15 protein-coding genes are annotated in these 20,154 nt (G+C 43.0%); all 15 read right to left on the bottom strand.

The genetic code is table 11. The features are described from left to right. Nucleotides 1–233 precede the first annotated feature (233 nt). The 15 genes from FBF83_RS08865 to FBF83_RS08795 all read right to left on the bottom strand — a co-directional run bounded on the left by FBF83_RS08865 (nt 234) and on the right by FBF83_RS08795 (nt 19,911). Nucleotides 234–515, bottom strand: a complete 282-nt coding sequence (locus FBF83_RS08865) for a hypothetical protein (RefSeq protein WP_136946795.1) — start codon at nt 513–515, stop codon at nt 234–236. Nucleotides 516–700: 185 nt separating this feature from the next. Beyond that, nucleotides 701–2,098: a cell wall-binding repeat-containing protein gene (locus FBF83_RS08860; RefSeq protein WP_205665313.1), complete on the bottom strand. Its 1,398-nt coding sequence runs from the start codon at nt 2,096–2,098 to the stop codon at nt 701–703. 244 nt (nt 2,099–2,342) lie between these two features. Next, entirely contained in the window at nt 2,343–5,681 is a 3,339-nt protein-coding gene (locus FBF83_RS08855) for a cell wall-binding repeat-containing protein (RefSeq protein WP_136946793.1), read from the bottom strand. A 357-nt stretch (nt 5,682–6,038) separates the two neighbouring features. Next, entirely contained in the window at nt 6,039–6,263 is a 225-nt protein-coding gene (locus tag FBF83_RS21425; protein ID WP_420875128.1) for an N-acetylmuramoyl-L-alanine amidase, read from the bottom strand. A 57-nt stretch (nt 6,264–6,320) separates the two neighbouring features. Continuing rightward, nucleotides 6,321–7,316 carry a LacI family DNA-binding transcriptional regulator gene (locus FBF83_RS08845; RefSeq protein WP_136946792.1) on the bottom strand — a complete coding sequence of 332 codons (996 nt, stop codon included), beginning with the start codon at nt 7,314–7,316 and terminating at the stop codon, nt 6,321–6,323. Nucleotides 7,317–7,436: 120 nt separating this feature from the next. Next, entirely contained in the window at nt 7,437–8,477 is a 1,041-nt protein-coding gene (locus tag FBF83_RS08840; protein ID WP_136946791.1) for a Gfo/Idh/MocA family oxidoreductase, read from the bottom strand. Nucleotides 8,478–8,488: 11 nt separating this feature from the next. Next, on the bottom strand, nt 8,489–9,382 hold the full coding sequence (iolE, locus tag FBF83_RS08835) for a myo-inosose-2 dehydratase (RefSeq protein WP_136946790.1): 894 nt from the start codon (nt 9,380–9,382) through the stop codon (nt 8,489–8,491). Between the two features lie 12 nt (nt 9,383–9,394). After that, nucleotides 9,395–11,314: a 3D-(3,5/4)-trihydroxycyclohexane-1,2-dione acylhydrolase (decyclizing) gene (gene iolD / locus FBF83_RS08830; RefSeq protein WP_136946789.1), complete on the bottom strand. Its 1,920-nt coding sequence runs from the start codon at nt 11,312–11,314 to the stop codon at nt 9,395–9,397. A 55-nt stretch (nt 11,315–11,369) separates the two neighbouring features. Beyond that, nucleotides 11,370–12,830 carry a CoA-acylating methylmalonate-semialdehyde dehydrogenase gene (locus FBF83_RS08825; RefSeq protein WP_136946788.1) on the bottom strand — a complete coding sequence of 487 codons (1,461 nt, stop codon included), beginning with the start codon at nt 12,828–12,830 and terminating at the stop codon, nt 11,370–11,372. Nucleotides 12,831–12,848: 18 nt separating this feature from the next. Next, a complete protein-coding gene (gene iolC, locus FBF83_RS08820; RefSeq protein ID WP_136946787.1) occupies nt 12,849–13,847 on the bottom strand; it encodes a 5-dehydro-2-deoxygluconokinase in 999 nt (332 codons plus the stop codon). Between the two features lie 48 nt (nt 13,848–13,895). Further along, nucleotides 13,896–14,708, bottom strand: a complete 813-nt coding sequence (gene iolB / locus FBF83_RS08815; protein ID WP_136946786.1) for a 5-deoxy-glucuronate isomerase — start codon at nt 14,706–14,708, stop codon at nt 13,896–13,898. An 81-nt stretch (nt 14,709–14,789) separates the two neighbouring features. Next, nucleotides 14,790–15,809, bottom strand: coding sequence for an inositol 2-dehydrogenase (iolG, locus tag FBF83_RS08810; protein ID WP_136946785.1), 1,020 nt, complete (start codon nt 15,807–15,809; stop codon nt 14,790–14,792). An 18-nt stretch (nt 15,810–15,827) separates the two neighbouring features. Next, nucleotides 15,828–17,576, bottom strand: a complete 1,749-nt coding sequence (locus tag FBF83_RS08805) for a solute:sodium symporter family transporter (protein ID WP_136946784.1) — start codon at nt 17,574–17,576, stop codon at nt 15,828–15,830. Nucleotides 17,577–17,965: 389 nt separating this feature from the next. After that, the gene (locus tag FBF83_RS08800; RefSeq protein WP_136946783.1) at nt 17,966–18,805 is read right to left on the bottom strand and encodes an N-acetylmuramoyl-L-alanine amidase family protein; all 840 of its coding nucleotides are present in this window, start codon (nt 18,803–18,805) and stop codon (nt 17,966–17,968) included. Then, the gene (locus FBF83_RS08795; RefSeq protein ID WP_136946782.1) at nt 18,802–19,911 is read right to left on the bottom strand and encodes a YARHG domain-containing protein; all 1,110 of its coding nucleotides are present in this window, start codon (nt 19,909–19,911) and stop codon (nt 18,802–18,804) included. Before FBF83_RS08795 ends, FBF83_RS08800 begins: the two co-directional genes overlap by 4 nt. Between the last annotated feature and the right edge of the window lie 243 nt (nt 19,912–20,154).

Here is a 20,154-nt window from a genome sequence, read left to right as displayed (position 1 = left end):
CCTTTTTCCTTTATGGTTGTGTATCTTCAAACTCATTCGATTTACAAAATATAGAGAAAGTATTTAGCTCATTCTTAAATACTTGAGCTTTTAATCTGGCGTTAGAGTCTCATCGATCATATTGATAGCCTTCGTTTTTACTTTACCTACTATAAATTGCCCTGCAGGGACAGCCAAAACATTTGTGATTTAACGTATCTGATCCTCATTAATTTAATTCCCTAATTTTTGTATTATGCTACTTTTGAAATAGACTGATCTATTACTCTGTTTTCTTTAATCGTTTTTATAATAGCACCAGTAACTATAAACATAGTACCGCCAACAACAAATGCTGCCCCTACTACCCAATAAGCAATGAGGTAGTTAGTGTCTATATTCATTAAAGCATATCTACTAGCGTCAACATAAGAAGATGGGTCATCCATATATGACATAGCTGAATCGATTCCTTTGTAAAATATTAATAATGCATGTACGTAAAAGATAACTGCCCAGATAATCCATTTTTTCATTTTATTTTCCTCCTATTAAAAGTCCGATATTATTTGTTTGTGGCACTACGGTTCCAACAATTACATAAGTATTGCTTTAGATCTTCAAAATGCTATAGAAAATATCCCAATTGTTTTTTCATTCTACTCGACCCTTAAGTATAATAGAGTAAAGGATCAGACATACGTCTGATCCCCAAAGCTATTTATTCAAATAACATCTTAATATCGTCTTCTACGCCTTGACCAACGGCACTTTTGCCACCAAGAATGGTGTAGAACATCGTTTCTTTATCTTGGAAAAGGTTCGCTACTGGAATAGGCAGGCTGTCTTTCTTCGTTAATACGACTGGCTCAAAGCGATTCGCAGCAAGTACTGAACCAGTTAAGGCGTCAGCAAAGCCTTGTCCTGTCGCAAGCGTTGCAAAGTCGACCGGAACGTCAAGCTGCTTAATCACCTGAACGGATGTTTCATAGCGATCCGATCCTGCAATACGCTTTCGGTTCGGAAGTTTCTTGTAAACAGCATCACTAATAACGGATGTTCCACCGATTGCATACGTATCGTTGTAGTTCTTAAGTGCTTTCGCTGTTTCAGCAGGAAGCTCTTTTGTTTTTGTTAGTAGAATTGGGCTACCTTGGAAAGCAGCAATAGACGCAACGGACAAAGCATCAGGGAAATTGCCACCGTATGTGACGAAGGCTGTGTCACTGAAATAAGGATCGAGTTCACCAGCAATTTTTGCTGCTGTATCATAGCGATTCGCTCCAGCGATTCGCTCGAATGTGATGTTCATTTTCTTAAGTTGATTTTCAACGTCTTTCGATACAGCCGTTTGTCCACCAAGAATGGTTACATGTTCAACGCCGAAGTAAGTTAACGCCTTTTTCACAGAGTCAGGAATTGATTTTGTTTTCGTTAATAGAATTGGTGCATCCTTTTGATAAGCAAGAGGTGCTCCTGCAAGGGCGTCAGGGAAATCTAGTCCTGTTGCGAGAACAACTTCAGGTGTATTGCCTTCTTCAAAGCCTTCTTTCGCGATTTCGACTGCTGTTTCGTAGCGGTCTGCGCCTTCGATACGAGTAATTTCTGGTTCACCAGTATAGACAGATGCTGAGAAGAAGTACTCAACGCCCTTGTTTATATTCGCTGTATCAGATACTACGAAATAATAGGTTCCGGGTGCAAGTGCTTCAAACCCAGCGTAGAATCCACCGTCTTTATCTGTATAGTCAGGCGTCATCTTTTTCTGTGAACTGTTATAAACATCAACTTGAAGTTTTAGAGATGGTATGTCTTCAAGGGTTCCAGCCGATAGGTCCAAGAACACCTCTTTATCTGCCTCAACAACCATTTTGTAATAGTCTTTGTCATTGTTCGTTAGTTTACCTGAAGCTAAATCATTATTTTGTAGCTTGTTCGCCTGAGCAAAACTATCGTTTGGTTCCTCTTCATTATAGAATCCAAACTCATCATAGCCGTTCATCGAAATGTTTTGCGCTTTTTTGGCAAACGCGTCCTGGGTGTTGGCTGAAGCAGCAGGAGCACCCATCAAGGTCCCTGCAAGGATTACTGTAGATAACATAGCGAATGGTTTTTTCATTCTTTTCATTTTCCCCTATCATTCTCATTTTCTAGTACACATCCGTTACCGAGCATGTCCCCCTGCTCCTTCATCACCCTTCCAATTTTTCACACTAAGAAGATTATATAGAGAAATGGGTGTAAGCGCTATAGGGAGATTTTGTCGAAAATGGAGAGGTTTTGGGAGGGGTCAGAGAGGGGTCTGACCCCCTTCTTTCATTAAAGAAGCGCTCACCATGGGCGAGCGCTTCTAACTTTATATACTATTTTGTTTGAGTAAGGCTATTCTGTATTCCATCTTTAAATGATGGAGGGGAGTTGATACTAGAGCTATCAGAGGTGTATTCTTCTTCCACCTTGTTAATCGGTATGATCTGACCATTCTCAATGTTAAAGACTTTCCAGATGACACCTGTTTTATTTGTTGGGACATAGAATGTTTTGATTAAATAGCTACCTTTGTATATTTCTACTTTGGCATCAGATTCTGATAATGCGGTACTTCCATACTCACCCTGATTCGAATAATCATGAACAAAATATTCGTAAACTCCACCTTCAGTTTGATTAAGGGTGATCGTTTCTGGACCATATGAGGTTGTATCATCGCGATCTAATGTGACGGCAAGTTCACCATCTTTGTAATAGTCATCAGCATAGTAAATATGAAAAAGCTCCGCCCCATCATACGAACCAACTAAATGTGAATCCAGGTCAGACGGGTTCTCTCCCCATGATAATATGATACGCGTTTCTTCATCAGCTAACAGAGGAGTGATTGTTGCATTTTGGTTCTTGGAATGTAATCCACCTAAGGAAGTAATGGTGAAAGTAGCTGCCACATAACCTTCTTTCGTAATTGTTCCTGTATAGGATCCTGCATCAAGCTTGATTTTGTACTCACCATTCTCATCTGTTGAGGTAGTTTGAACAACCTCGCCATCTTTAGAATTAACACCTTTTCTAAACGTAATTGTAGCTCCATTAACAGGATTTCCATTTAGGGCATTGGTAATTTCACCACTAACTTCTCCAGGACCTTCATGCTGGTCAGACACTAATTTAAGTTCTGGATTGTAGGTTAAACCGTCTCTCGTTACTTCTGCGTTATTAAAAACTTCATTCTTGTATCCATTTTTCTTGTAAACCAACTTGTAGAATCCTGGTTGTAGATCTAGCTCATAAGATCCGTCGTCTTTGGACGATGTTGTACGGAAAAATTCACCGTCTTTGTAAGCCGTAATCTTAACACCAGACAGCTTCTCTTTTGAGACTGCATCACTCACAGAACCTGTAACAGCTCCTGAAGGCATACACATGTCGAATCCTGTTTCATATAGATTAAAATGGGCGAGTTCTTTTTCATACTCGAAACCAAATTCCCACCATCCCAACGAAGCTTTCATTCTTGCTTTTAAGTCTGAATTAACATCTATATTGTATTCAGCTAGGAAACACCCTTCTACTTCTGGTGATAAATCGCTATCAAGAAAATCGAACGCGACCGTACCATTACCCTCCAATAAAATCGTTTGTCTAATCTCGTTTTCTACGACAGCTGGGACAAGGCCGTAAATCGATAATCCTACATCAAATCCAGCAGCTTGAGAGGCTTCAATCTTCCCTTCTACATCAAGAGAAGCTTCGGACTTTATTTGCTCTGATTTCGCTACAGCAACAAATTTATTATTCTTGCTTTTCCAGTTCACATCCATATGATGCGACTGTTCATCAATAAATGAAAATTTACCTACTAACTCTATTTCTCCATCAAGCGTCGTGACAAAAAACACCGTTAAGCCAAGTGGAACCTTACTTCTTGCTTCTTCGCCTATGACTATGCTTCCCACTGTGAATGTAACCGATCCTATTGTGACAATATCGTTACGCTCCACTCCCTCTAGAATTTTCTTTTTATCATCTTTTTTATTTTCTGGGAAAATATCCCCTTCCCAATTGATACTTAACTCGGATTTCATGGTTTGATCTGCATCAAATTTCATATCAAACGATTTCATCTTTCCTGAGAACCGAGATTTCTTGATTTTTGTTGATCCTACCATATCGTTTAATTCCATGGTGCCATTAAGCTTTACTTCCATATCACGATGGGCAGTTTCCTTTTCATAAAGGATCGCATCCATAACTAGTTTCATAGAACCGAATTCGAATTTATCACCTTTTAGAGTACTAGGAGCACTCTTTTGTTGAAGCATAGCTTTCTGAAATTCCTCATAACTTGCAACTTGTTCACCACCCGGTGCCTGAAGTGTCACTCCATCATGTAGATCCATGCCTATAATGTTATCTACTGTTAACTCTTTCTCAGCACTGAACTTAATTTCTTCAAACATATCCTCTATTGCAGGCTGCCCTAACAATAGCGTGGTTTTGTCTCCATTATTCTTTTTGTCACCAATTTGAACCATCAATCCTGTAGGGTGTTCTTCATCAGGTGGAATGACGAATAACTGACCAACTTCATAGGCTCCTAGTTTCGATGATGAAGGTACCGTAATTTCAAACGTACCATTATCAAAGATCGTTGCGTTTTCAAAAGCCTGTTCTAGAAGAGTCTCTTCGGTCTCTGTCATGATCACCGCATCTTCTGATAGAGTCGCCGCGCCTTCAGTATCACTATACTCACTAATAAATGATTTCAGACTTTCAACCACTTGATCCTCTACAGCCTGCGGTCCACCAAATACTTCAAAACTTCTAACTTTTTGTGCTGCAACTAATGTATTCACTCGATCAGGAACTTTGTCTGGCGCAACAAGCATAACGGCTGTACCTTCGTTTGCTGCCAGTAATGATCCTGATAAGGCATCTGCAAATTCTCGACCAGTACTCACATAAACATGATCATTCGTCTCGTAAAAATGACTGATGATGGCGGCGGCTGTTTCATACCTTGTTTCTCCTGCAAGCCTTAGTGGAGAAGGTAACTTTTCTTCCACTTTAGTTGAGATGGCATTGACCCCACCAACAACGATTGTGTCTGTAAAATCGTCTACATACTCTTCAACTGATTCGTTTAGGCGCTCGGGTCTAGTTAATAGGATCGGAAATTGTTTCTCGGCTGCATATGGAGCAATAGCGAGAGCATCTGCAAAATCAAGGCCAGTCGCGATAACGGCTGTTTCACTTGATCCAATCCGCTTAGCGATCTTTATCGAAGTTTCAAATCGATCTTCTCCACCAATTCTTTCAACCGAAATCCCCATACGTTCAATGTCGCCTTTAACACTTTTGGTTAGTGCTTCTTCTCCCCCAAGCAAGATAACCTTTTCGGTTTTTAAACGTTGCAACTCACTTTTTGTAACATCTGGGACGTTATTTGATTTTGAAAGAAGGATTGGCGCTTTTTCTTTTTTTGCTAGTGGAGCACCAGCTAACGCATCCGCAAAGTTATCTCCTCTAGCAATCACAACGACCTTACTTCCATTTTCCCACCCTTTTTTTGAAATTAAAGCAGCCGTTTCGTAACGATCCTCTCCTGCAATGCGATCACCGTTTTCGTTCGCAATAACGTACGAATGTGGTGAAAAAAGCAGTCCCCCTACGATTAATAACATAACCAACCACTGAACTAACTTCAAACGATTCACCTAACCAATCCCTCTTTTCCCATTTATTTTACTTACTTTACTAATATTAGAATATTTTTAATCGAAAATCCACTTAATTTTTTCAAAAATCTGATTATTTATTTTTGTATTCTGGGGAGGGTGTTTAAATCGTTGTTTCATTCTCTTTTAAGAACATGATGAGTGTGAGATTATGTCGTTTAATGGTCCAAAGTGAATTTTTTGCTCTTTTCCGCAAGAAGCGTGTAGTACTCTGTCTCATTATCTTGGTATAGGATTTTTTAGCTACTGTGAGTAGGAAGGCTCTTCTTTCTATCTATGACATTTGGATAGAACATTGTGGAACCTGTTTGCTAATTCCAAGTCGGGTCAGGCACGTGCCTGACCCCTATAAGTAACTATTCCTTCTGCTAGTTTAGTCATTAGATTGCGGAGGTAGTGAGGGTTTGAGAGGTTGCGATCTTCTTCTGGATTTGTCATAAAGCCCATTTCAATTAGCGTTGTCGGAACTTCGGACCAATTAAATCCTGTGATGTCACTTCGAAATGAAATTCCTTTGGTGTGGATACCCCCATTAGTTTGAACTGAATTGATAATTGAATTTGAAGCTTTACTAAAGAGAAGGGGCCAGGCAAGTGCCTGACCCCTTACTTATTTCTCTTTCGTCGTCCCTCTTACAATCAACTTCGGCGTAAACAATATCCTCTCTCTTGTAACAACTCTTCTATGAATCTCCTCAATCAATATATCTACAACCTTATTCCCCATGTCTCCCATCGGTTGCGCGACTGTCGTAAGCGCAGGAACAGTAGTCGTAGCTAGAATCGTATTATCAAATCCTATGATGGATAAATCATCTGGTACGCTAACAGCTAGCTCCCTTGCTCCTTGAATTGCACCGATCGCGATTAAGTCGTTGCAGGCAAACACAGCTGTTGGAGGATTGTCCTGTTGAAGAAACTTTTTCACAGATTCTGATCCATTCGATAATGATGCAGTAGTTCTCAAAAGATTTCGTTCATCGAACTGTTCACCGTACATTTCAAACGCATCTCTAAATCCTAGAATTCTCATTCTGCTGCTATGAACCTCTTCACCTATGATGGCGATGTTTCGGTGTCCGAGCGATAGGAGGTGAGACGCTGCTTCGAAGCCACCTTTGTAGTCATCGACTGAGACCGTTGTAACATCTAGTGAGGGATCATCGAGTGAGAGCATGACGAGTGGTATGTTATTTCTTTTTAAATCATTGAGCAGCTTTTTATCCTGAAAGCCGGATGCAACGATGAGCCCGTCGACCTGCTTCCGCTGCAGTAATTCTATGTATTTCTTTTCTTTCTCAGCATTGTCGTCTGTACTACACATGATCACGCTCATACCGCGGTCGTGCGCACGGTCTTCGATCGTTCGAGCGATTTCAGAGAAGAAGGGATTTGAGATGTCTGGTACGAGTAGACCGAGAGTTTCTGTTCGTTTCCCAGTTAGCGCAGAAGCTACAACGCTCGGGTAATAGTTGAGACCCTTCATCGTCTCAAGCACTTTGACTCTGGTCGCTTCGCTTATTTTACCTGTCTGGTTAATAACCTTGGATACGGTTGCAATCGACACGCCCGCTTCCTTCGCTACGTCATAAATCGTCGCCTTCATGGTTCCTGCCTCATTTCTGTCACCTGTTTCGTATACTTTTATCATATCATTTCAAGAGACTTTTGGCTTATGACCCGGTTTATTTGAATATAAAAGCAGGCTGAATCTGCAGCCTGCTTTTTAAACCGTTAATGAGTTCGTTCTGTTTTGTATAAGTTCTCCTTTTTCGAATGATTCTTTACATGAATAAGCAAGCCGCGTTGATTCCACACCATCTCGCACGGTAACAGCAGGTTTCCGACCTTCTAGAATACAGTTGATAAACTCTTCTGCCTCACTTCTGTATGCTTGCTCGAACCGCTCAAGGAAGCCATCGACACATTCCTGTATTGCGCCATTTTCATTAAATAGAACGATTTGATTTCGTTCCGGCACTGTGCCGATTCGTATTGATCCTTTTGTCCCGATAATTTCTGTCTCAATATGATACCCATGCGCACAGTTACGCCCTGCAAGAAAGACGCCGCTTGCATTATTCTCAAAACGAACCATCGCTGCACCTGTTTCTGCATCCTTAAGCTCATCGAACTCTTTTCGCTCATATCCCCCACCGATCGCCCACACTTCTTTTCCCTCTGTTCCAAGGTACCATCGTGCAAGGTCAAGATCGTGAATTGCCATATCAAGAAATAGTCCACCGCTGTAGTTCGAGCCAGCGAATTTCAGGAAGCTATCCATCTTTACTGCCGGATCAAGTCCATAACAGCGAATAAAAATTGGCTTGCCGATATCACCGCGGTCAATTTTTTCTTTCGCTGCCATGTATGATTTATCGTACCTGCGCATAAAGCCAAGCATGAAGACCTTATCAGAATGTGCCTCGACAGCTTCCTGCACCTCAACAGCTTCTTCAAGGTACAAACCGAGTGGCTTTTCGCTGAAAACATGAAAACCAGCAGCAAGCGCCTGTTGAATTTGCTTACAGTGAAATCCTGAAGGTGATGCGATGAAAATGGCATTTAACTCTTTATTTTGTAGCATATCTTCATATGTTGTGTAGGTATATGGAATATTCCATCTTTCCTGAACTTCTTTTACTTCATCCTCAATAACACTGCAGACGGCAGTTAATTCGCAATGTGGAATCCGAAAGGCGAGGTTTTCAGCGTGTTGCTTGCCAAGACGACCAAGCCCGACGATTCCAACTTTTACTTTCTTCATAACATCCCCCCTTACACGCCAGCCGTGTCTTTTAAGTATTGTCGTGCCATAAGCGCATATTCGAGTGGGTTCGCAATCGCTGGATCCTGTTCGGCTTCAACAAGCAACCACCCACGATAATCGGATTCACCGATTTTATGAAGAATCGGTTCAAAGTCGATATTGCCATTGCCCGGAACCGTGAACACACCTTTTCTTACCCCGTCTAGAAAACTCGTCTCTTCTTCCTGCATCGTTTGAGCGACGGGAATTCGAACGTCCTTCAAGTGAACGTGTTTAATACGTGGAAGGTATCGCTCCAGCACCGGAATCGGATTCTCACCAGATAGATAGAGGTGTCCTGTATCATAAAGAAGGTGAACGAGATTTGGGTCCGTCATTTGCATCAAGCGGTCAATTTCTTCTGCTGTTTGTACGCCTGTACCCATATGGTGGTGAAAGACGAGTTTCATTCCTTTTTCGTTTGCGAGCTCGCCAAGCATGTTCAATCCACTCGAGAGCTTTTCCCACTCATCGTCTGTGAACACGGGTTTTTCTTTAAAGAGTGGAAGATCCTTTCCCTGGATGCTTTTTCCCTGTTCGGAAACGACGATTACTTCTGCGCCCATTTCATGTAGAAAATCACGGTGCCAAAGAAAGGCTTCTGTTGTATGTTCGAAGGGTTCCGTTGTAAGAAACGCGCTGAACCATGCACTCGCAATCTCCACTTTTCGAAGAGAAAGAGCTTTTTTAAGTGCAATTGGATCTCTCGGATACTTATTACCCACCTCTGTACCAGTGAACCCGGCCAGTGCCATTTCACTCACACATTGCTCAAAGGTGATATCTCCTCCAAGCTCAGGCATATCGTCGTTCGTCCAATTGATTGGCGCAATCCCAAGCTTGACGGCATTTTCTCTAAACATGCAAATCCCCCTCTAGTAGTGGCGCGCTTTCTCAAGCTGCCGTTCTTTGTCTCTATATGCCTCCTGGATCGCTTCCTTTTGCGATTCTTCTGCCACACCAACGTGCCACCACGCATCGTAGCCATCCGTCATCGTTTTTGGGAGAACTTTAATATCAATCAGTGTAGAAACTGTTTCGTTCTTCGCCTCTTTCAAAGCAGTTTGAAGCTCCTCCATCGTTCTTACGGAGTACGTTTTCACACCATAGCCGCTCGCACTTTTCGCGAAATCGATCGGCATGATGCTTCCATTCAGCTTCTTACTGTTTTCATCACGCTTACGAAATTCCGTTCCGATGCTGTCCATGCCGTTCCCCATCTGAAGATTGTTGATACATCCGTAACCAGCGTTATCAAATAAAAGCACGTTAATTTTCTTGCCTTCCTGGATGCTTGTGATGAGCTCGGAATGAAGCATCATGTAACTTCCATCACCAACCATCGCATACACTTCCTGCTCTGGTGCAGCCAATTTCACACCAAGCGCCCCTGATATTTCATAGCCCATACAGGAATAGCCGTACTCCATGTGATACGTGTTCGGCGTGCGGCTCACCCACATCCGCTGCAGATCACCTGGAAGGCTCCCAGCTGCCCCAACGATAATCGCATCCTCTTCAATGGAGCGATTGATTTCACCGATAACAGCTGTCTGAGTAAGCGATGACCCGAGTGTTTCCTTGTACTCCTCAAGGCAGTGATCAAGGTGCCCGGCAATTTCAGGCTGGTAGTTTTCTGAATTGGAGTCAATTCGATACAAACGGTCAAGCTCTTCCTGCCATTCGTCCTTCACTTTTTGAATGCTATCACCATGCTCTGCACTGTAATCAACGAGAAGACGGTCAAGCGATTCAATCGCTGTTCTCGCATCTCCAACAACTTTTACCGCATCGAGCTTATTGGCATGATAGTCTGAAATGTTGATCGTTAGGAACTCGACCTCACTGTTTTGGAACAGCTGTTTAGAGGAAGTGGTGAAATCTGAGAACCTTGTACCAACTCCGATGATAAGATCAGCATCACGTGCAATCTGATTAGCTGCTTTCGTTCCGGTTACACCAAGGCCTCCAAGATTATAAGGGTGTGTGCTTGGGATAGCGCTTTTCCCAGCCTGCGTTTCAGCGATAGGAATTTGATAGATTTCAGCGAAGGATTTAAGTGCATCGCCTGCTTCTGAGTACCGAACGCCTCCACCACAAACGATTAACGGCTTACGTTTTGATGTAATTAATGCCATCGCATCGCGCAACTCATCTTCCGTCGGTTGCCTTCTGTTCAACCTGTGAACACGCTTTTTGAAGAACGATTCTGGGTAATCGTATGCTTCCCCCTGGACGTCCTGCGGAAGTGCAAGTGTCACTGCACCGGTGTCTGCAGGGTTCGTTAAGACACGCATTGCGTTCAACATCGCGGTCATAAGCTGTTCAGGACGTGAAATTCTGTCCCAGTATTTGCTTACAGGACGGTACGCATCGTTTGTCGTAAGCGTTGCATCATGTGGCTGTTCCACCTGCTGCAGGACGGGGTCTGGTTGACGGGACGCAAAGGTGTCACCTGGTAACAGCAAGAGGGGCACATTGTTCGCCGTTGCCGTAGCGGCAGCTGTCACCATATTCGCAGCTCCCGGTCCAACCGACGACGTACATGCGATGAGCTGCTTTTGATGGTTTTGCTTTCCGAATGCTGTCGCTGCATGCGCCATGCCCTGTTCGTTTCGCCCCTGGTACACCTCGAGATCTCCGCTATCTTCTTCAAGTGCCTGACCAAGTCCGAGAACATTTCCGTGGCCGAAAATCGTGAAGATGCCTTTGAAAAACTTTTGCTGTTCACCGTCAACCTCGGTGTATTGTTGATTCAGGAATTTAATAAGTGCCTGTGCCATTGTGAGTCTCATTCTGCCACCTCCGTTGAATAAAAAGCTGGACGGTGAGCCCGTCCAGCAATGATCGTTACACCCAGCGAGCTGTTACAACTTTTTTACGTGTGTAGAATTCCACACCATCTTTTCCATTCGCATGTAGATCGCCATAGAAGGAATCCTTCCACCCTGAGAATGGGAAAAACGCCATCGGTGCTGGTACGCCGATGTTGATTCCGAGCATGCCAGCATCGATCGTTTCGCGGAACGTTCTTACCTTACCGCCATTGTTCGTAAAGAGGCATGCGCCGTTCGCAAAGCGAGATTGGTTCGTTAGGTCAATCGCTTCTTCAAGATTTTTCACACGAGAAATGGAGAGTACCGGTGCAAAGATTTCATCCTGCCAGATCTTCATTTCACTCGTAACGTTGTCAAAGATCGTTGGTCCAACGAAGTATCCTTCACGCTGAATATCTTGATCCTTTCGTCCGTCACGAATGAGCTTCGCGCCTTCACTTTCACCGGATTCGATATATTGAAGCGTACGCTCTTTATGCTGCTCACGGATAACGGGACCGAGGAAAATGTCTTCGTCGAGGCCATTTCCGATTTTGATTTCATTTGATTTCTGAACAAGTTTTTCGATGAACTCATCCGCTACACTTTCTTCAACTGCGACAACCGAGCACGCCATGCAACGCTCACCCGCTGAACCGAATGCCGCGTTCAATACTTGAGTTGCTGCGTTTTCAAGGTTCGCATCATTTAAGATGATGGAGTGATTTTTCGCGCCAGCTAGCGCCTGCACGCGCTTCAAGTTCTCTGTACCTTTTTTGTACACATATTCTGCAACTGGCTGCGAGCCAACGAAGGAGATCGCTTTTACCTGTTTATGTTCAAGCAATCCGTTCACCACGTCATGTGCACCGTGGACGATGTTGAACACCCCTTCAGGAAGACCGGCTTCTCCAAGAAGCTCCGCAAGACGGTTTGCAAGTAGCGGGGTACGTTCAGATGGCTTCATCACGAACGTGTTGCCTGTTGCAATCGCCATCGGGAACATCCAGCAAGGCACCATCATTGGGAAGTTGAACGGTGTAATGCCGCCTACTACGCCGATCGGATAACGGTAAACGCCAGATTCTAGACCCTGCGCAATTGATGGAAGCTGAGAGCCCATCGTTAGTGTCGGTGCACCTGTCGCGAACTCAACGCACTCGATTCCACGCTGCACTTCGCCCTTCGCTTCTTTAAAATTCTTTCCATTCTCAATCGTGATAAGCTCCGCTAGCTCATCCCAGTGCTCAACGAGTAGCTGCTGGTACTTGAATAGAATACGAGCGCGCTTTGGTACCGGTACTTCGCTCCATGAAAGAAATGCTTCTTTTGCTGTTGCCACTGCGTGATCAAGATCTTCTCTCGTTGAAATTGGAACCTGTGCGATCACTTCACCTGTTGCTGGGTTGAATACATCCTGGTAGTCCTTCGTCTTCGCATCGATCCATTCGCCATCTACAAAGTTTTTAACGGTTTGAACAGCTGTTTTTGTCATCGTTTTTCCCTCCTGAAATTAAACTGGTTGAAATTCTGATGTTGCTATCTTTTCATCAATTTCTTCTGTCGTTGGCATCGCTTCTGAACAGCTATGTTTCGAAATCACGATACTCGCTGAAGCACTTCCATATTTCATCGCTTTTGAAAGGTCCCATTGATGTAGGAGACCGTAAATAAAGGCTGAGGCATAGGAATCACCTGCTCCGAACGTTTTCAGTACTTTCGTTTTGAAAATGCCACCTCGGTGAGAGCTACCATCTTTCGAGTATGCAATCGACCCTTCTCCACCGTGCTTAATGACCACAACTTCCGCATTGTGACTGAACCATTTTTCTGCCGTTCGCTTATCGTTCGTTTCCTCCTGCTGAAATTGCTCCATCATGTCGAACTCTTCTCTTGTTCCTATAATCACGTCACACTTTTCAGCTGCGAGGTTGTAGTAAACCGCTGTTTCTTTCGCTGAATTCCAGCTGTATGGACGATAATCAAGATCGAAAATGACAACGACATCGTGCTTACGTGCATATTCGAGTGCAAGAAAGACCGCTTCTCGAGACGGGCTTTGTGAAAGAGCAGTTCCTGAAATCAAAAGTGATTTCGATTGTTTGATGTAGTCTTCTGAAACATCCGTCGATTCAAGCTTCAAATCTGCGACATTATCGCGATACATGAGGATGCTACAATCTTCTGGACTTTTGATTTCTGTGAACGTAAGTCCCGTAACAGCACCGGTTTGATCCTTTACGACACCCTCTGTATTAATTTTGTTTCGCTCAAGATAATCAAGAGTGAAGTTCCCCATCTGATCGCTCGAGACTTTTCCGATAAAACCACTTTTCAATCCGAGTCGTGAAGCTCCGATTGCAATATTTGCTGGCGATCCTCCAACATACTTTGTAAATGAAGACGTTTCTTCCATCGGGCGATTGATTTCATTTGCATTAAGGTCAATGCAGAGTCTTCCCAGTCCGATAAGGTCGATCGGACGGTCTTGCTTAAAATCAAGGTTGTACATCATCACACCTCCAACAAGTTAGGTTAAGCGCTTACCTTAACGGCGCACTTATTTCATTACATTTTCAAACAACCATTCGTGGTCTGGATCATTATGAAATTTCCACGTACGCTTTGGACCAGCCATGACATTTAAGTAGTAAGATTCATACCCAGGAACAGAAGAAACGGGGTGATATCCTTCTGGTACGAGCACTACATTGCCATTTTCTACGCTCAACGTTTCATTGAGGCTTCGGTCATCGTTATACACTCTCTGGAACACAAAGCCTTGATCCGGATTGATTTCATGGTAATACGTTTCCTCTAAGTATGATTCATTCGGTAGATTATCACGATCATGCTTATGCGGTGGATAGCTCGATGTATTGCCATCAGGTGTAAACACCTCAACAACTAACAGGCTGTCCGCTTCTTTTTGTTCTGGTAAGATGTTATGAATTTTCCTCGCCATCTTCCCATGCCCACGGTCTTCTACTCCAACGTCTTCTGGAGAAATAAGGCGAGCACTATACGTTCCTTTCCCGGGTGCGCTGCATACCGCTAGCTTCAGATCCGTTAGGGCAGTGACGCGATACTGGTCATTGTCAGGTACATAAACTGAATAAGGTGGTACTTTCTCGAACACACTCATACGGTCACCGATGCTATGAAAGGCTTCGTGTTTCGTCTCCACGTCCGCTTTTCCGCTGAGAAGAACGAGACAAACCTCTTTGTCTTCTGTTAGACGCAGTATCGATTCACCTTTTTTTAATGAATAAACATCAAAGCCAACGTAATCCCATCCTGCTGATTCAGGACTCACACTGAGCACATTACCTTCTTTCGTTGGCTTTAAAGGCTTAACTAGCAATTGAGACATCGTAACACTCCTTTTCTAGAATCAGAGTAAGCGCTTTCCTTATTTAGATAATAGTCTACATCACATCGTTTAAAAATTCAATTAATTGCGAACGGGTTTTAACTCAGCTAGAGAAATCGTTCTTTTTTCCTGCCATGAACGGCGTGCTGCTAAAGCTAGTTCTTCGGCATGAAGGCCATCTACTCCGCTACATGTAAGAGATTTTCCTTCTGTAATGGCTAGCGCGAAATCATTAATTTCTTCGATATACGCTTCTTTGTACCGATCAAGGAAAAAGTACTTCGGATGTTCTACAGCTATGCTATCTTTTGTACTGATTCGAACAGTTGTGTTTCCTTCGTTTTCAGCTGAAACTGCACCGAGATCTCCAAACACTTCGATGCGCTGGTCATATCCATAGACGGCCTGGCGACTGTTGTCGATCACCGCAAGACTGCCATCGGCAAACGTTAGCGTGATGATGGCGGTATCCACATCATTGTGGCGGGCAAATTTCGGATGGACAAGATTGGCTGCTTTTACAGTCACATCGACCACTTCACTTCCTGCCAGGTACCTTACCATATCAAAATCATGAATCGTCATATCCATAAACATCCCGCCAGAGCGCTGAATGTACTCTTCAGGTGGTGCTTCAGGATCGCGTGACGTAATTTTGATTACATGAGGCTTACCGATTTTTCCTTCTCGAACGGTATCATACACTTTTCTGAAATGCTTGTCGTAGCGACGGTTAAAACCTACTTGAAAGTGAACGCCCTCTTCTGCAACAACTTTTAAAGCTTCACGCGTTGCGTCGATATCAAAGCTAATCGGTTTTTCACAGAATATGTGCTTACCTGAGCGTGCCGCTTTTTTTATAAAATCAACGTGTGTATCGGTTGAAGAGCAGATAAAAATGGCATCAATGTTAGGATCATTGAAAATGTCATCAGGGTTCGTTGAGACCGTTGCTTCTTTTTCATAGACTGTGCCAGCAAGGTGCTCCGTATAGATATCAGTGATACGCTTCAACGAATAATGTGCTGATTGAAGCATATTTGCAGCATGAAGGAGACCGATTCTTCCTCCCCCAATAATTCCTACGTTAACTTTTTCCATTGATAAAAACTCCTTTCTTTAAATCGAGGATTGCTTAAGTGATGGGGTTGCTTTCTCATTGTGTTGTTCTAACTTTTTCTGCTTCATTGCTGTGTTTCTCCAGAACCAGAATACTCCTCCGATTAAGATGAGGGTTGCGAGCATAAAGACAAATGACATGGAGGAATAGTCTCCGCTACCTCTTGCCACACCGATTGGTGAGAAGAACGCATACACGCCAATCATCAAGACGAGAATGAACACTGAAAATACTTTTGCGTGCTTCCACGGTTTGAGATCTACTTTCTTAGAGTCATACAATTCATACGCAACGGCTCTCGGACGAAGCTTTCCAACAAGCACCATAACAAACACATTTAGTGGGAAGAGCACGGATAGTACATATAGGAAATTCACGTTCCCAAGGAAAAACTTCGACAGTGCATACACCGCGATATGAACAAGAATCGTAATTTTCGGTGCACTTGCCGGGACATGTTTGCTAAAGAATCCAACGACTACCATGGCTATGATTGGAATGTTGTAGAACCCGAACATTTCCTGCAAGTAATAGTACAAGCCTGATGGTGCAAAAATGATGAATGGTGCTACGACGACGGCTACCGCAGCAAGAAAACCTGCAAAGATTCGCCCAACTTTTACAAGCTCTCGTTCCTCCGCTTCTGGTTTGAATATTGGACGATAAATATCAAGTGTAAATAATGTGATCGAGCTGTTGAGTGCACCGTTAAATGAGCTTAAAATCGCTCCGAATAATACGGCTGCAAGGAAACCAGATAGCGCTAAAGGGAGCACGTCCGTTACGAGCGCAGGGTAAGCCATATCAGAATTTTTTAGTCCGCCATCATACATGAGATACGCGATAATTCCTGGTAGAACGAGAAAGAATGCGCCGAAAATTTTGAAGAAACCAGCGAACAATACGCCTTTTTGACCTTCAGCAAGGTTCTTAGCACCTAACGTACGCTGAATAATTGCCTGGTTTGTGCACCAGTAAAAAAGGTTATTGAATAGTAGACCGGTTAAAAGTACTGTCCATGGAACTGAGGATTCGTGGTTTCCGATTGCGTTCAACTTTGCTGGATTTGCATGAAGGAGCTTGTCCACTCCCTCTACTAAACTCCCACCACCGAGAGCAAAAAGCGCAAGGAAAGGAATCATAAAACCACCGATGATCAGCCCGATTCCATTAATCGTGTCACTGATGGCGCAAGCTCGAAGACCACCAAAGATAACGTAACAACACCCAATGATCCCAATCGCAAGTGCAACAAGCATGACGGTCGAGAACTGGCTGATCCCGCCGATGCTAGATAGCGAGAAGATGCTATCTAGAACGAGTGCACCTGAGTAAAGAACAGTTGGAAGATAGGCTACTGCATAGCCGAGTAGGAATAAGATCGATACGATTTGTCGAGTGCGTAAATCATATCGCTGTTCCAGAAAGTCTGGAATGGTAGAGATCCCAGCTTTTAAATACCGCGGCAAAAAGATAAATGCCATAAAGATAAGTGCGATCGGCGACGTAACCTCCCACGCCATCACGACCATCGACTCTCCAAAGGCTTGTCCATTCAGCCCTACCATCTGCTCAGTCGACAGGTTCGTTAAGACTAGAGATCCCGCGATAACAATGCCTGTTAAACTTCTCCCTCCAAGAAAATACCCATCAGAACTACTTAAATCTGTTTTACGAGTTTTGTACCATGACACCCATGCAACAATGGCCGTGTACGCAAGAAAGCTTATTAATATAATCCAGATCATTCAGTACATCCTCCTTTTCTCATCCTCTGATTTTTGTAAGGGCTTTCAAAATTATTGAGAAAGAATTCGTTTAATATACTTGTTTTGACTTGTTTATCTGTTGCGTTTCTAGCACCAGCACTCAAGGTAAGCGCTTACCTTGAGGTTGAAATAAAAAACGGCATGCCCGTTTGGTTGTTTTTCATAGATGTTGTGATTATGTTCCCATGTTGTTCCTTTGGAGTTGATCACCGGCTTTTTCTACTCTTTTCACTTAAATAGAACCACCTCTACCCTTTCTATGTAATTGAAAGAAAGCGCTTAACTTGTTTTAGTATAAAACAGGTTAATTTAGTTCGCAAGAGGTTTTTCTAATTTTTCTGAATAATGGGAATTAAGTACAAGTAGGGTCAGGCATGAGCCTGCCCCCTATACACAACAATTCCATCCGCTATATACCTCATGAGTTTGCGAAGGTACTCCTGGTTTGAAAGGTTCGCATCATCTTCTGGATTTGTCATAAAGCCCATCTCAATTAATGTTGTCGGAACCTTAGACCAATTAAATCCTGTTATATCACTTCGAAATGAAATGCCGTTAGTGTCGATGCTTCTATCATTTTGAACGGTATTGATAATAGCTTTGGAAGCTTGTAAGCTCTGTTCAAAGATTGGATGACCTTCAGCAGGAGTTAGGATATGAAACCCTTTCACATTCTGATCCGTTGATCCATCCGCATGCAATCGAACAAACAGGTCTGCTTGATGGTGGTTAGCGAGTTCTGCTCTTTCTTTATTACTCATATCCACTTCGTTCTTATCTCTTGTCAGAACAACGTCAATCCCCCGCTCTTCCAATAATTCTTTTAATATGAGAGCGGCTTCGAGTGTTAGTTGATACTCGGGCTTGTTTGTACTTACACCAGAAGTCCCTGAAGAAACTTTACTCTTCGTTTCGGTTCTTCCTAGACCAATTGGTTCTTTTTCTAGATTGGAGTGCTTCTGGTGGCCAGGATCAATAACAATTAAAAATGGTTTAGGAGATGGAGTGACCGCTTGAGACTCATCCTTCTCCCGTGTGCTCTTCTTTATCCCATCACTTTCTCTTATCGGTGTAAGGTTTGCTGCTTGCTTATCTACAACCTTATTGGTTACTGGAGAATAGGCTTCTTTAAGGATAAAAAAAGTGGCGAAAAGACTAATGAGTAATAACGCGCTAACGAGTATGCCAGCTTTGCTTTTGAAACTCACTTATATTGTTCCTCCATCTTTTCAATTAACTTCACGTTATAGTCTTCAATACTACTTAATGAACCGTCGTAATACGGATCAGGGTAATACCAGCTTTGGTCCGAAAAGTAACGTTCTAATTCGTCTGATTTGAAAACATAACCGTGACGAGCAAAGATTTCATTTCTAGCTAATCGCAGTTCGTCCTCACTGAACCAGGAAAGATCACTTTCGTGTAGTTTAATAACATCACTGTTCGGGAGGATATAGAAACTGAAGGGCTCGGTGTACTCGAAGTCTTGAGTAGCATAGTCAGACATGACGTTTTCATCGACAAATAAAGTGATATCATTCCAGTCATAAGCTTCTAATATGGGGATCGAATAGCCACACGAACCATAATACCCGCTTAGAACAGCTGAAGGGAGGGTGACTGGATACTGTGGAACACAGGTATTCCCAACACTAATGCTCCAATCTAACTGCAGCTGTTTTTCTAATTCGTGCACAACATGAAGCACCTCTACTGACCATTTCTTAATCGGAGTTAGATTGTTTTGATCGTATAGCGTAAAAATACGGTCTAAGTTATCCGATGGAATGGCATCTGCTTGAATTATTAGTTTCCCATTAATATTTCTAATGCTCCACTCACCTAAAGAAATGTCTCTACCATTTGCGTGAATTGATAGTTTGTTAAGCTCTTCTGTTGCACTCTCAATGTCTAGGATTTTGGCGCCTGCTACTTTCTCCTTTTTCTCTTCTTTACTTTCTTCATTCTTTTCTTCTTTCCCTTTTGAAGTTTCCTTTTCTTCGTTTTGGCTTGCGATTTCTTTACTTTTCTCATCAGGCGTCTTTTTGTCACTCTTTAGAGCTTGACCACTAGATACAGGCGATGCCTTTTGGGAGCTATACTTACCTCCTATATAGAAGGCACCGCCAACAAGCAAACCGATTACAAGGATTAAACCGATATAGATAGCAGGTTTACGTTTGGTTGAAGCGCCGCTTCTACTAACCCCAGAAGGAGGTGCATTCTCCTGCTGGTGATCTACTTTGCTTCCACATCCTGTACAAAATTCTTGATTCTTATGTAATTTCTCCCCACAGTTACTGCAGTGACCCATAACATTACGCCTCCTTATAAATGATACTGAGAAATTTCACTCAACCATTATATGGGACATTTGATGGAGATAGCACTAAAGAGTGGGGAATAGGGGGTGGGGGGGTCAGACAGGGGTCTGACCCCACACTACTTTTTTACTACATTCTAAACTGTTTATGATGGTTTCAAATAAGTAACAATGAGGAAATTAGTAAGTAAATGAAAGCGCTGTGACACTCTATTCACATTTGATCGTCTTCAC

It is taken from the genome of Guptibacillus hwajinpoensis, assembly GCF_005144865.1.
GTDB classification, from domain to species: domain Bacteria; phylum Bacillota; class Bacilli; order Bacillales; family Guptibacillaceae; genus Guptibacillus; species Guptibacillus hwajinpoensis_A.
The sequence above is the reverse complement of the archived record's forward strand: the minus strand, read 5'-3'. Positions and strand labels throughout refer to the sequence as shown.